General features: G+C 59.7%; 12 protein-coding genes. 9 read left to right on the plus strand and 3 right to left on the minus strand.

Going from position 1 to position 12,476, the window contains the following annotated elements; translation table 11 throughout:
* Positions 1 to 181 precede the first annotated feature (181 nt).
* Entirely contained in the window at positions 182 to 1,006 is an 825-nt protein-coding gene (locus tag AC559A_RS13345; RefSeq protein ID WP_498818287.1) for a flagellar hook assembly protein FlgD, read from the minus strand.
* Between the two features lie 30 nt (positions 1,007 to 1,036).
* Positions 1,037 to 2,965, minus strand: a complete 1,929-nt coding sequence (locus AC559A_RS13350) for a flagellar hook-length control protein FliK (protein WP_498818288.1) — start codon at positions 2,963 to 2,965, stop codon at positions 1,037 to 1,039.
* A gap of 205 nt (positions 2,966 to 3,170) precedes the next feature.
* Here AC559A_RS13350 and AC559A_RS13355 point away from each other — a divergent pair, with 205 nt between their 5' ends.
* Entirely contained in the window at positions 3,171 to 3,443 is a 273-nt protein-coding gene (locus AC559A_RS13355; RefSeq protein ID WP_498818289.1) for a DUF4911 domain-containing protein, read from the plus strand.
* A gap of 13 nt (positions 3,444 to 3,456) precedes the next feature.
* Entirely contained in the window at positions 3,457 to 3,906 is a 450-nt protein-coding gene (locus AC559A_RS13360) for a hypothetical protein (protein ID WP_156932859.1), read from the plus strand.
* A 9-nt stretch (positions 3,907 to 3,915) separates the two neighbouring features.
* Here the strand turns inward: AC559A_RS13360 and AC559A_RS13365 are convergent, their stop codons facing one another.
* Positions 3,916 to 4,764: a TatD family hydrolase gene (locus AC559A_RS13365; protein WP_498818290.1), complete on the minus strand. Its 849-nt coding sequence runs from the start codon at positions 4,762 to 4,764 to the stop codon at positions 3,916 to 3,918.
* A gap of 244 nt (positions 4,765 to 5,008) precedes the next feature.
* Here AC559A_RS13365 and AC559A_RS13370 point away from each other — a divergent pair, with 244 nt between their 5' ends.
* The 7 genes from AC559A_RS13370 to AC559A_RS13400 all read left to right on the plus strand — a co-directional run bounded on the left by AC559A_RS13370 (position 5,009) and on the right by AC559A_RS13400 (position 12,469).
* Complete coding sequence (locus tag AC559A_RS13370; RefSeq protein WP_498818291.1) at positions 5,009 to 6,667, plus strand: hypothetical protein; 1,659 nt, start codon at positions 5,009 to 5,011, stop codon at positions 6,665 to 6,667.
* Positions 6,668 to 6,673: 6 nt separating this feature from the next.
* Positions 6,674 to 7,399, plus strand: coding sequence for an AzlC family ABC transporter permease (locus tag AC559A_RS13375; protein ID WP_028571517.1), 726 nt, complete (start codon positions 6,674 to 6,676; stop codon positions 7,397 to 7,399).
* A complete protein-coding gene (locus AC559A_RS13380; RefSeq protein WP_498818292.1) occupies positions 7,389 to 7,781 on the plus strand; it encodes an AzlD family protein in 393 nt (130 codons plus the stop codon). Before AC559A_RS13375 ends, AC559A_RS13380 begins: the two co-directional genes overlap by 11 nt.
* Before the next feature lie 138 nt (positions 7,782 to 7,919).
* Positions 7,920 to 9,089, plus strand: coding sequence for a GNAT family N-acetyltransferase (locus AC559A_RS13385; RefSeq protein ID WP_051434375.1), 1,170 nt, complete (start codon positions 7,920 to 7,922; stop codon positions 9,087 to 9,089).
* 212 nt (positions 9,090 to 9,301) lie between these two features.
* Entirely contained in the window at positions 9,302 to 10,027 is a 726-nt protein-coding gene (locus AC559A_RS13390) for a lysophospholipid acyltransferase family protein (RefSeq protein ID WP_498818293.1), read from the plus strand.
* On the plus strand, positions 10,003 to 11,661 hold the full coding sequence (locus AC559A_RS13395; protein ID WP_028571521.1) for a ribonuclease J: 1,659 nt from the start codon (positions 10,003 to 10,005) through the stop codon (positions 11,659 to 11,661). The genes AC559A_RS13390 and AC559A_RS13395 overlap by 25 nt, the downstream gene beginning before the upstream one ends.
* 28 nt (positions 11,662 to 11,689) lie before the next feature.
* Positions 11,690 to 12,469: a fumarylacetoacetate hydrolase family protein gene (locus tag AC559A_RS13400; protein ID WP_028571522.1), complete on the plus strand. Its 780-nt coding sequence runs from the start codon at positions 11,690 to 11,692 to the stop codon at positions 12,467 to 12,469.
* Positions 12,470 to 12,476: the final 7 nt, after the last annotated feature.

Genomic DNA, 12,476 nt, shown 5'->3' on the forward strand with positions numbered 1-12,476 from the left:
TGGGCAGTTCTGCAACTGTTCGAGCCATCTTCGCACCTCCTTTGGTTGAGATGGCTCACCTGTACACTACAATTAATTCAAAGTGAACAGTATTGCCTTTAAATTGGTGCTTGTCCGGAGTTCGGACGTGCAGGTGGTTATCTTAATTCTTTGGAAAGATTAATGTTTGACTATCGCGCAACTAAGATTTCAGAAGCCCCATCATATCCTGAGTGCTGCCCATACCCGAGAGAATACTGTTCACTCCCGTCATATTCCCGGCCAGGTTCTGAAGCTGGGAGGCCAGGGCGTTGGCATCCGTCCCGGCGCCGGTTCCCACGACTTCCTTGACGTCACGGAAATTGACCCGTCGTCCGTCGGCAAGGCGAAGAAATACCGAATCGCCGTCATTGACCACCCCGGAGACCACGCCGCTGGATTTGGTGGAGACCATCATGGGCTCGCCGTTCTTGCCTTCCGCGGCCATGGACACGGTGTACACGCCATCGGGCAGCTCGTTGCCATTATGATCCTTGCCGTCCCAGGAGAACTGGTGCTCACCGGGCATCCGTCCGGGCATGTTCACGGTGCGGACGATGTTGCCGTGGCTGTCGAAGATGTTCAGGTAGAGCTTTTCGGCCACGTCCGGCAGTTCGTAGGCAAAGGAGCTGGTCACCGCGCCTTCCTTGCTGATGCTGCGCCCCTCGACCATGACCTCCTTGCCGATGTAGCCAACCGCGCCCTGCATTTCCTGCCGTTCAACGGCATCCTTCATGTCGGTCATGGCTTCGGCGATGTTGTTCATCTGTTCCAGGCTGGAGAACTGGGCCAACTGGGCCACGAATTCCTTGTCGTCCAAAGGATTCAGTGGATCCTGATGAGCCAGTTGGGTGGTCAGCAAACGCAGGAAGGCATCTCTGTCCAGCGCGGATCGATCTCCGGTTCGCGGCCCGTTGGGGGCGTGGTCGGTTTCCGCGCGGCCGATAAGATTGCTGGTCTGTGGGGCGAAAGTTGGGCTGGTGGGCATGGGCTTGCTCCCGGATAGAGGAAAATTTTGCTAGGCGATCAGGTTGATGCCGCCTTCTCGGGATGGATTTTGCAAAATAGATGCCTGTTCCGAGGCATCCTGGCCCCCGGCCGCGCCGTTTTTCAGAAGGCCCCGTCCCAGTGCGGCCCATTGGGTATTGGCCTCTTGCTCCTGGAATTTCTGCCCGTCCGTGCCCTGCCAGAGCTGGGTGAACTGGTTCTGGTCCTGCAACTGGGTCGAAACTTCCAGGCGCGTGACCCGCAGGCCCTGGGACTCCAGGGACTGGCGGAGCAAAGGCATGTTTTCGGCGATGATCTGGCGGGCTTCCTGGTTTTCCGCGCGCAGCACGGCCTGGACTTCCTTGCCCACCACCTTCAGGTTCACGGTCAGACTGCCCAGTTCCGCGGGGTGCAGATGCAGGGTCAGTTGCTGGCGACCCTGGCCCAGGTTCTGGAGCAGGCCGGAATGGACCTGATTCAGGACGGCCCGGTGCGGGGCCGGGGCGTTGGCCAGGACTCTGCGGGCCGCGGCCTCGGTGTTGTTGGCCGCGTTGGTCTGGCCCAGGACGGATCGCGGGTCCGGACCGGCATCCTTGAGCAGGCCGCCGGATGCCTCGCCGCTGCCCTGGACGCTGACCTTGTTCCAGAAGGATTCCCAGCCCTGGGCGGACTGGTTGGCACCATTCGAGGCATTGGGATTTTGCCAAGGTTTTCCCTGGTTGGCGTTGTTTTTGCCGTCCCCTTCCGAGGTTGCGGCCCTGAGTGCGTTTACGGCTTCTGACATGGACATCCGGTGGGCGTTGGGGCCGTTGTCCGCGGCCTGCATCCGGAGATCACGGTTTTCAGAAGCTGCCATAATTCTTTGGATTTCCGCCAGTAATCGGTTTCTATCCTGATCCGAGCCAGCCGCGGCCTCCTTGATCATGCCCAGGATTTTTTTCAGCTCCTCAGGAGACAGTTCCTTTTCCGTGGCCTGCTGCAGGATTTGGTCGAGGTTCGGAGATGATCCGCCTGCGTTCTGTTTGAGAGCGTTCTGAAACGCGGCCAGGGTCTCCGAATTCAGCTTCAGCTCACCCTTGGCCGCGGCGTCAGAGACTCTTTGCAGCAGATCGGCGTTTTCCCGGAGCGCCTTGTGGACCACGGAACGTAGTTCAGCCGTCATTTCCATCCCGGCCTTTTTCATGGCCTCGGCAATGGCTTGCATGGCCTGCACGGATTTTGGGTCCACATTCCCGAAACTTTCGCCGCTCAATCCGAAAAACTTCCCCAGAGCGGGGTCCGTCGTCCCGGAAGCCTTGTCGCCGCCCATCAGGCCCAGGGCTTGCAGCAAAGCCAGGATTTCCGCCGGGGTAAAGGAAAATTTCTCTTCACCGGTCAGGTTGGAAAGCAATTCCTCGATGCGCTTGAAGACCGCGTCCAGTTTGTTGTCCAGAATGTCACCAGCCAGGGCCAGGGCGTCGTCCGGAGTGAAGCCGATCTTTTCCAGCAGGCTGATCAGGTCTTTTTCCTGCTCCGGAGTGAGCTTGATATTGGCCAGTTCCTTCAGCGGCTCGCGCAAAACGTCCAGGACTTGCCGCCACGTGACGGTCTCGTTGGAATCAAAGAGATCCTCAAGACGATCCAGGGTTTCCTCGTCCACGCCCAGCTCTTCCAGCTTCGGGCGCAACTCGGCAAAATCTTCCCTGTTTACGGGCATGTCCAATTCTCGGGAACGTGGAAGATCCTGGTGAACGGACTTGGGTGGTTCCGGATGGTTTCGCCGGTCGTCGCTTCGAACGTGTTCCGAACGCGTCGTCTCCGGCGAAGGATGGAATGGTGCATCGTCCCGAGTGTCGCGCAGGAATGCCCCGAACACATCTTCGAAATTTTTGTTTCCGAGGTTGAACAGCGGAGCGTCCAGGGCGAACCCCGTGTTGGCCGAGGAACCGGATTGGGCTGAAAAAGAGGGAAAAATCTGCATGGTCTTTTCTCCTTGTCCGCGTATGTTTCAAGAGTCGTTCCAACTTCCTCGCTTCCGGTACTGGGGGCGTCCCACGTCGCCCTTGTCCGCGACGGCCTGTTGCGATAGGAGAAAGGTCATGTCTTCGCCACGGGCGACTTCTCGGAAGCCCCCTCAAAAAATATATCAGGCGACCTCTCAGGCGCTTCCGCGGTATTCAAGCCGCATGTACCTGCAACTCGCCCCGGACGGCATCTCTCTGCTGAAGTTTCTTCTGGAGGCCGAGGACAATCTGGCCTATTTGAGCACGGTGAGCCCGCACACGGCGGTGGTCAAGCTGGTTTTCGCCCCGGGCCGGGAGCGGGAAATTCGGAAGTTTCTGGAGACGGCGCACCATCAATTGACGTTTCGTGAGTTGGTTACGTTCCCGGGTGGGTGGAAGAGTGAGGAAAAACGGAAGGAATCAAGAAAGGATACGGAGGAACGGGATGCAAAATGAACGATGTCGCCGTATGACGACACCATGGATGGCCGTGCTGCTGGTCGCGGCCTGGTTGAGTCTAGGGATGGGCGGGCTCGGCGACTCGGATGTGGTCACCAAAATTCCCAAGCCGGAGCGGTCGTTTCTGGTGGAATTGGTGGACGCCGACGACGTCTCCTTCGCCTTGCACGACTTTTCCATGAACGGCCTGACCATGCTCCCGGTCACGGCGGGAAAGGCGGACATCAGTCTGGATTTCGCCGAAATCATGGAAGCCCGGATGTATCTCCAGGACGACCGAGTCCTGTCCAAGGTTTTGTTTCGGAATCAAACCACCCAAGAGTTTATGATCGATCCGGGTCTGGCGTTCTACGGACTGACGGATTGGGGCAAGTTGAAAATCACGGCCGGAAATATTCGACGGATCACGTTTTTGGGCCGGGCGGACAAGCCCTTGCCTGCCGGAGCGGGGACGGACTGATCCTCGTTTTCATTCGTCCAATTTGAAAAACGCCCGGGCCGTGTCCCCGCAGGCCGTCCAGATATCCTGAATCGGCTGGCCGCGCAGGTCGGCGACGGCTTGGGCCGTATAGCAGAGATAGGCCGGTTCATTGCGCTTGCCTCGAAAGGGATGCGGGGCCAGGAACGGGCAGTCCGTTTCCAGGACCATCCGGGACAAGGGAATGTGGGGGATTGCCTCTCGCAGGGCCGTGCTTTTGGGAAAGGTGACCGGGCCGGGGATGGAGATATGCCAGCCGTCGGCCAAAATCTGTTCCGCCAACTCCCGGCCCTGGCCGAAACAGTGCCAGAGCAGCGGGCGATCCCTGAACCCCAGGTCCCGCAGGATGGCCAGGGTTTCCGGCTCGGCTTCCCGGCTGTGGACGATCACGGGCAGATCCAGCTCCCTGGCCAGGGCCAGTTGCTCCTGGAAAGCCCGAATCTGGACGTCCCTGGGGCTGCGGTCCCAGTAGAAGTCCAGCCCGATTTCGCCCAGGGCGCGCAGCCCCTTGTCCTTGTCCTTATCCTGGTCCTGATTTTGGGCGAACAGCGCGGCCATGTCCGCCAGGACGTCCGGCGTGACGGTGGACGCCTCGTGCGGGTGGATGCCCAGGGTGAAGAACATCCCGGCAATGGTGGACAATCGCGGCTGGTGGGCCCGGTACGCCTCGGGCGACAGAAAGACGTTGCCGAACCAGGCCACTCCGGCCGCCCTGGCCCGATCCAGGACGTCATCCAGGTCTTCGGCGAAGTCCGGAAAATCCAGGTGAGCATGAGTTTCCACGCCCCCGGGGGGCAGGCCGAACGTCTCCGGCAAGGGGATGTTTTTTTTTGATGACATATGGTGCTCCTCCTTCGGGCGGGGAACCTACGGCAGGCGGCGTTGGTTTGTCACGCGCCGCGGGCCGAACCTCCGGGTCAAACCTGTTCTCATCGAAATCGCGATCGAAATCGAAATCGGAACATGCTGTGAGTAAAGCATCTTTATAGACATGATGTTCGATTTCGATCACGATTTTGATACCGATTCAGGTAACGAGTGAGTATCGAAATCAAATCTGTTCAAAACCACAACTACCCTCGCGATGACATTACGCACCTGCATCACCCCTGAAGGTCGATTCCGCTTCGGCGTCCACCGACCTTCCTACACAGTGGCCAACCTGCGGGCCGAGGACCATCTTGAGGCCTTGGGACGGGCCGAAACCGGGGAGGAGGTGGCCAACCAGCGCAACTTTCCCGTCGGGGACGTCCAGGTGGACCGGGCCTCCGTGATCTACGAAATCCCCAATGCCTTTCCATTCCGGGGCACGACCTACGTCGATTCCTCCTGGGCCGACGCCAAGGCCCGCGATCCGCTTTGCATCGCGCTTCCCGCGCCGGAAAAAACATCCATGCACGATGCGTTGGACTCCATCTTCGACGCCGCGGGAAGCAAGGTCCAATCATCGGACAAAGCCGCGCTCTTCGCGGCTCTGCCTGAATCCGTGCTCCTGGCCGTGGCCGTCACGTCCACGGACCCGAAGGATCTGCAAATCATCGCGTCTCTGTCCTGCGATCTGTTGTTTGGCGACACGGATGATCCTTCAGGAGCCGTCCCCACGGGGTTGCGCTACATCAAGGACGCGGATGGTCGGGTCCGCCCCGTGATGCATCGTCACGATCTGTTCGAAGCCGTGGTGAACAATCCCCGACTGCCGGACGCCTACAAGGTGGCCATGGTTCTTCGGCCCGGTGTTCAGGGGGGCAGCGAGGTGGTGGGGGACGTTCGCTTCGGTCCGGACGGGCGCACGCACGTATTCGAGTATCTGCGCCGCAACAGCTACATTCCCTGGGGCCATTTCGCCGCGAACATGGCCCACGACGCCGTGCGGTACGGAATCCGCGAACTGGTCGTGGAGGACATTCTCGGCCTTCGTCACCTGTATTATCAGCGAACCTACATTCGGCTGGCGGAGCTGTGCGGCCTGGCCACGCCCCGGCATCGGCGGTTGACCGCTGAAGAGCTGGAGGAATTGCGGATCACGACCCTGGAGCACGTCCGCCGGACCGCGGCTCGCGGCGAGGAGCTTGCCTACAGCGCCACGCTCTGGGGCTGGAATTTCGGGTTTGATTTCGCGCCCAGCGGCTATCGCCTCCACGCTTCCCATCAGCAGGTGCATCAGCAGTACGCCTTGATTCCAAGCTCGTTGCCGATCACCGAGGCGTTGAGTGCGGGCGGGACGTTTCGTCCGTATGCCTGCGGCGATCTGGTGGCCGACGCCGTGGATCGCTATCGGGTCGAGACCGGACAAGGGTTGTTCACGGACTATCTGCGGGCCATCCGCGCCAATCAACGCACCGACGGCCGTCCTGGGGAAGCGGACTTGGTGGTCCATGAGGACGAGCACGTGCTGCTCTTCGTACCCAAGGCCCAGGCCGCCGGGTTCGAGTTGCAACTGATGCCGCTGCGTCCGGTGGGCAACGTACTGGAGGCGGACGCGACCTGCCGCGCGGCCCTGGACAAGGCCATGCTCATCGCCCAGCGGGCCTTGGAAGGCCTTGGTGCGCGGATGGTCACCAGCATTGAGTATTCCCGCCGCCTGGATGCCGGAGATCCGGACCAACGTCTGCTGTACGCCTTTCTGCCCAAACTGCCCTATGCCCCCGGCGGGTTCAGCGAGGCCCAGGCCCGGTGCATCGTCGGCCACTATCCCGAGGATTTCGCCCTGGCCTGCCGAATGGTTCTGGCCAGGGACATGTGAGCATTCATGTCCACACCCTCAATTTCCTCGTCACAGCCGATAACGTTCACGCTTTCCGGCGTCCGGCGCGGCTTCCAAAGCTGCCTGCCCCTGGGATTGAGCGTGTTCGCCTACGGCTTGGTCTTCGGCATCCTGGCCGTGCAGGCCGGGATGAGCGCGGCGCAGGCCGGGGCCATGAGCCTGACCACCTTTGCCGGGGCGTCCCAGCTTATGGTGCTGGAGTTCTGGGGACCGGTCCTGCCCTTTTTGGGCATCGTGCTGACAACATTCATCGTCAATCTGCGCCACGTACTCATGGGCGCGGCCCTCAGGGATTGGCTGGTCGGCCTTCCCCCTTGGAAAGCCTATGGTTCGTTGTTCTTCATGACCGACGAGTCCTGGGCCCTGTCCATGCGCGAAATGGGTTCAGGCGGACGGGACGCCGCGTTTCTGCTGGGCGCGGGGCTGTGCATTTACCTGTTCTGGTTTTCGGCCACGATTCTTGGCGCATCCAGCGTTTTTTTTCTCGGTACGGCCATGAGCGACCCGGCCCGCTGGGGCCTGGACTTCGCGTTCACCGCCGTGTTCATCAGCCTGTTGATTTTTTTCTGGAAAGGCCGACACGACCTGCCGGTCTGGCTGGTAGCCGCCGCCGCGGCCTGGATCGGATGGGCGCTGCTGCCCGGTAAATGGTACATACTTTGCGGCGGTCTGGCCGGGGGGCTGTACGGGGCATGGCGACATGGACGCTGATCTCGCCCTTGCGGCCCTGACCGGCGTTTCGAGCCCGAGTTTTTTAGGGGTGTCCGTGGGAGGAGCCGGGGGAGAAGCCTGGGGAGGAGCCTGGAGCGTGTTCTGGGTTTTGCTGGGCATGGCCGCGGCGACCTATCTCACCCGGGCCGCTGGTTTGTTCCTGATCAGCCGGGTTTCGCCCACGCCGCGAGTGGAGGCCTTTCTCCGGCATGTCCCGGCCTCGATCCTGGTGGCCATCGTCGTGCCCAACCTTGTTCAAGGCGGGCCGGCGGAACGGGCCGCCGCCGGAATCACGGCCCTGGTCGCCATCCTGACCCGCAACCTGATCGCCGCCCTGTTCGCCGGCGTCCTGGCCGTGGTCGCGTTGCGGGGAGTGATATAGTGATCTTACCGCGGTGTCGGAATCGGTATCGGAATCGGTATCGAACTCAGGTTATTGGCATACAAACAATATCGATTCCGATGCCGATACCGACACCGACACCGAAAGAGAATTGTTGAATTGGAAATGGTATTACCCATGACCACCATCCCCACCCTGACCGCGATTTGGCATAACGCTATTGCCGACATTGATCCCGATGCCTGGAACAGGCTGTGTTCCGGTCGGGATGTTCCTTTTTTGCGCTGGGAGTGGCTGCATTTATTGGAAGCGTCCGGTAGCGTCGGCTCTGAAAGCGGCTGGCAGCCGTGTCACCTGACGATTCACGATCAGGGGCGGATGGTCGGGGCCGCGCCGCTGTATTTGAAAACGCACAGCGACGGGGAGTTCGTCTTTGATCATGCCTGGGCCCATCTGGCCGCGAGCATGCGGGTGCGCTACTACCCCAAACTGGTAGGCATGAGTCCGTTCAGTCCGGTCACGGCTTATCGCTTTCTGATGGCCGGGAACGTGAATCAGGCCAAGTTGAGCGCGGCCATGATTCTGGAAATCGAGAACTTTTGTCGGCGACGCGGGGTGTCCGGGTGCGGGTTTCACTTCGTGACCACCAACTGGGGGCGAATTCCGGAAAGCCTGGGTTACAAGGTCTGGGTGCATCAGGGGTTCGTCTGGCTGAATCCCGGCTTCACTTCCTTTGACGAGTATCTGAACGGGCTGAAGGCCAATCAGCGCCGCAACGTACGTCGGGAGCGCGACCGTCTGGTCCGGCGCAAAATCACCACTCAATGCCTGTTCGGTCGGGAGATTCCGGAGTCCTATTTCGCCCTGATGTACGAACTGTATGCCCGACACAACGATCGGTTCGGGCAGTGGAGCTGCAAGTTTCTGACCCCGGCCTTTTTTCAGGGACTCCGGAAAACCTTTCGTGACAACCTGTTGATCATCGCGGCCTTCGAACCGGATGAACCTACTCCCATGGCCATGTCGCTGCTCATCACGGACGGGGACCGGCTCTACGGGAGATACTGGGGCACGTGGCGGGACGAAGAGTTCCTGCATTTCGAACTGTGCTACTACAAGCCCATGGAATGGATGATTAGGAAAGGAATCCGGCTCTTTGACCCGGGCATGGGCGGCGTGCACAAGGCGCTGCGCGGATTCGTCTCCGCGCCCAATTACAGCCTGCACAAATTTTTCGATCCCCGGCTGCACGGAGTGATGGAATCCACCATTTCGGAATACAACCAGATGGAAATGCGGGACATCGCCGCCCTGAACAGCATCCTGCCCTACAAGCGACGAGGGTGAACGGGGGGACACATCGGATCGGTATTGAAATCGAAATCGTGGTCGAAATCGAACGTCATATCCAAGAAGATGGCGCAATCACCGAGTGATGCACAGTTTTTCCAGATTCCGTTTTCGATTTCGATTTGGATTATTGATGAGAACAGATTTGCCCTGATCATTTCCTGGCCGCATTTACATTTTGATCATAACAGATTAGGAGAGGGCGCTGCATGTTGTCCATTATTCCTTTCTATCTTTTCTTTGTTCCGCTGACCATTTTTTTCGCGATCGTCGTCATAATCGCTTCTTTTTTCGACCGTAGCGGAAATCTTTCGAACCGGATCAGTATCTTCTGGGGCGGGCTGGTTTGCCGGTTGGCCGGGGTCACGGTGCATGTGGACCGCGGAGATTTCGATCCGGATGAAAAGTATATCCTGATGGTCAATCACCAGAGCTGGTTCGATATTCCGGTGTTGCTGGCGGCCTTAAAAGGGCATCAGTTCCGGTTCGTGGCCAAGAAAAGCCTGTTTCGCATCCCCTTTTTCGGTCAGGCCATGTCCCGAATCGGGTACATCGGCATTGACCGGGAAAATCCTCGCCGCGGGATCAAGAGCATTCAGGAAGCCATCGCCAAGTCCGACCACGCCTCCATTCTTATTTTTCCCGAAGGCTCCCGCTTCGAAAAGCTTGGGAGCTTCAAAATCGGGCCGATGATCCTGGCCATCAAAAGCGGACGTCCCGTGGTGCCGGTATTGATCTCCGGAACCTACGCCGTGCTCCCGAAAGATTCCTGGCGCATCCGACCGGGTTCCGTCGCGGTGCGGTTCTTTCCCGCCCACGCGATCCAAGACGCCTACACGCTCAAGGAGCGTGAACGACTCAAAGAAGATATATGGAAAATCATGCACGCGCACTCCAAGGAGACTGACGAATGGTTGGACAAGAAACGTCCGTGACCCTGACCCCGCTGGGAGGGTTGGGCGAGATCGGGATGAACTGCATGCTGCTGGAGTCCGCCGACGGCATGATCATTATCGATTGCGGGCTGATGTTTCCCAGTGACTTTCATTACGGCGTGGACGTTCTGATCCCGCGCTTCGAAACCATCCTGGCCCGGAAGGACAAGCTCCGGGGCATCGTCCTGACCCACGGCCACGAGGACCATATCGGAGCCTTGCCTTGGCTGCTGCCCTACGTGGACGCCCCGCTGTTCAGTTCCGAGTTTACTCTGGCCCTGCTGGAGAACAAGCTGCGTGAGCACAACCTGAACAAATACGTGGATTTTCGCCGGGTGAACAGCAACGACTCCGTGGAGTTGGGCCCATTTACCGTGCATTTTTTCCAGGTCTGTCACTCCATCATCAACGGTTACGGCTTGGGCATCGAAACCCCGGTGGGCCGGATCGTGCACAGCGGCGACTTCAAGATCGACCCCACGCCCATGGACGACCAGTTTACCGACCTGGAAGCCTTTGCCAAATTTTCCGAACCCGGCGTGCATCTGCTGCTTTCCGACTCCACCAATATTGAACGGGAAGGGGCGACCTTGACCGAGCTGGAGATCAAGGGTGCACTGGAGCGGGTCTTCCGACAAACCGAAGGCCGGATCATCATCACCTTGTTTTCCAGCCATATCCAGCGGATGCAGGAAGTCTTCGACTTGGCGGCCTTGACTGGAAGAAAGGTCGCCGTCAGCGGACGCAGCCTGGTGAACAACATCGCCCTGGCTAAGGACCTCGGGTATCTGCGCTTGGCCCCGGACGCTCTCTGTTCTCTGGACGACATCGAGGACCTGCGCGACGATCAACTGGTTCTACTGGTCACCGGCTCCCAGGGCGAACCCCTGTCCGTGCTCAGTCGGATCGCCCAGGGAGAACACCGCCAGATCAGCATCCGTCGGGGAGACCTGGTCCTGATGTCCTCACGGATCATTCCGGGCAACACCAAGGCCATTTCGCGGCTGATCAACAACTTGTACCGCCTGGGCGCGGAAGTGCTGTACGAAAAGGTCCAGGGCATCCACGCCTCGGGCCATGCCCACCGGGACGAATTGGTCACCATGCTGAACACGGTCAAGCCCAAATTTTTCGTGCCCGTTCACGGGGAATACCGGCACTTGGTCAAACACTGTCAACTGGCCCGGGAGTGCGGAGTGGCCCCGGAGCGGGCCATCGTCCTGGACAACGGACAACCATTGACGTTTTTCGAGCGCGGGATCCGCTTCGACGATCGCATCCGGGTGGATTCGACCCTGGTGGACGGCAAAGGCGTCGGCGACGTGGGCGCCAGCGTGCTCAAGGAGCGCAAACTGCTGGCCGAGGAAGGCCTGGTGGTGGTGCACGTGGTCATCGACCAGGAAACGGGACACATTCTGGTCGGCCCGGAATTGATCTCCAAGGGGTTTGTCTTTGAACAGCAGTTCGAGCACGTCCTGGATGATTCCAAGTGCCTGATCCTGGACGTGTTCGAGTCCAATCCCAAGGCCTCACCCAAAAAAAACGCGGAACGCATCCGCGTGGTCCTGCGCAACTTTTTCCGCAAGGTCCTTCACCGCGATCCCGTGGTTTTGCCCGTGGTGGTCGGGGTGTGAGGGACGAATTCAAAAACGGGAGTTTTTTATGCGAGTCGTGCGAGTGCAGTATGCGGGGAAGACGTTTTACGCCACCCTGGAGCCGGACCATGTGCTGTGTCTGAACAGGGACATCGGGTTGAATGATCCGATCCCTCTGGACCAGGTGGTCTTGCTGCCTCCGGTCGCGCCCAGCAAAATCATCTGCGCGGCCTTGAACTACCATGCCCATGCCGAGGAAATGGGAAAGACCGTACCGGAGGAGCCGGTATTGTTCTTCAAGCCGCCGTCCTCGATCATCGGTGCGTGGCAGTCCATTGTCCTGCCGTCGCAATCCTCGCGGGTGGATTATGAAGGGGAGTTGGCCGTGGTCATCGGCAAACCGTGCCGCCGGGTCGGCGTGGCCGAGGCCTCGGAATACATTTTCGGCTACACCTGCGCCAACGACGTCACGGCTCGGGACCTGCAGGCCAAGGACGGTTTGTACGGCCGAGCCAAGGGCTTCGATACCTTTGGCCCCATCGGGCCCTGGATCGAGACCGAGGTGCCGGACCCGGCCGCATTGACCCTGACCACCCGGGTCAACGGCGAGGTCCGTCAGGAAGGCAGTACCGGCGACATGATTTTCAGCGCCTGGGAGTTGCTCAGCTTCGCCTCCAGCGTGATGACCCTGCTGCCCGGAGACGTGATCCTGACCGGAACGCCGCCCGGAATCGGACCGATGCGTCCGGGCGATGAAGTTCAGGTGGAAATCTCCGAGGTGGCCCTGCTGACCAACACCGTGGTGGCGGAGCAGGCTCAGGAATCGGAATTCACGGTCATTCAATAACCATGAT

The sequence above is a fragment of the Desulfonatronum zhilinae genome, from assembly GCF_900182865.1.
GTDB classification, from domain to species: Bacteria; Desulfobacterota; Desulfovibrionia; order Desulfovibrionales; family Desulfonatronaceae; genus Desulfonatronum; species Desulfonatronum lacustre.

Coding starts and splice junctions, on each gene's coding strand:
- AC559A_RS13345 (WP_498818287.1), bottom strand. CDS start 1,006: ATGCCCACCAGCCCAACTTTCGCCCCACAGACCAGCAATCTTATCGGC.
- AC559A_RS13350 (WP_498818288.1), bottom strand. CDS start 2,965: ATGCAGATTTTTCCCTCTTTTTCAGCCCAATCCGGTTCCTCGGCCAAC.
- AC559A_RS13355 (WP_498818289.1), top strand. CDS start 3,171: ATGTACCTGCAACTCGCCCCGGACGGCATCTCTCTGCTGAAGTTTCTT.
- AC559A_RS13360 (WP_156932859.1), top strand. CDS start 3,457: ATGACGACACCATGGATGGCCGTGCTGCTGGTCGCGGCCTGGTTGAGT.
- AC559A_RS13365 (WP_498818290.1), bottom strand. CDS start 4,764: ATGTCATCAAAAAAAAACATCCCCTTGCCGGAGACGTTCGGCCTGCCC.
- AC559A_RS13370 (WP_498818291.1), top strand. CDS start 5,009: ATGACATTACGCACCTGCATCACCCCTGAAGGTCGATTCCGCTTCGGC.
- AC559A_RS13375 (WP_028571517.1), top strand. CDS start 6,674: ATGTCCACACCCTCAATTTCCTCGTCACAGCCGATAACGTTCACGCTT.
- AC559A_RS13380 (WP_498818292.1), top strand. CDS start 7,389: ATGGACGCTGATCTCGCCCTTGCGGCCCTGACCGGCGTTTCGAGCCCG.
- AC559A_RS13385 (WP_051434375.1), top strand. CDS start 7,920: ATGACCACCATCCCCACCCTGACCGCGATTTGGCATAACGCTATTGCC.
- AC559A_RS13390 (WP_498818293.1), top strand. CDS start 9,302: ATGTTGTCCATTATTCCTTTCTATCTTTTCTTTGTTCCGCTGACCATT.
- AC559A_RS13395 (WP_028571521.1), top strand. CDS start 10,003: ATGGTTGGACAAGAAACGTCCGTGACCCTGACCCCGCTGGGAGGGTTG.
- AC559A_RS13400 (WP_028571522.1), top strand. CDS start 11,690: ATGCGAGTCGTGCGAGTGCAGTATGCGGGGAAGACGTTTTACGCCACC.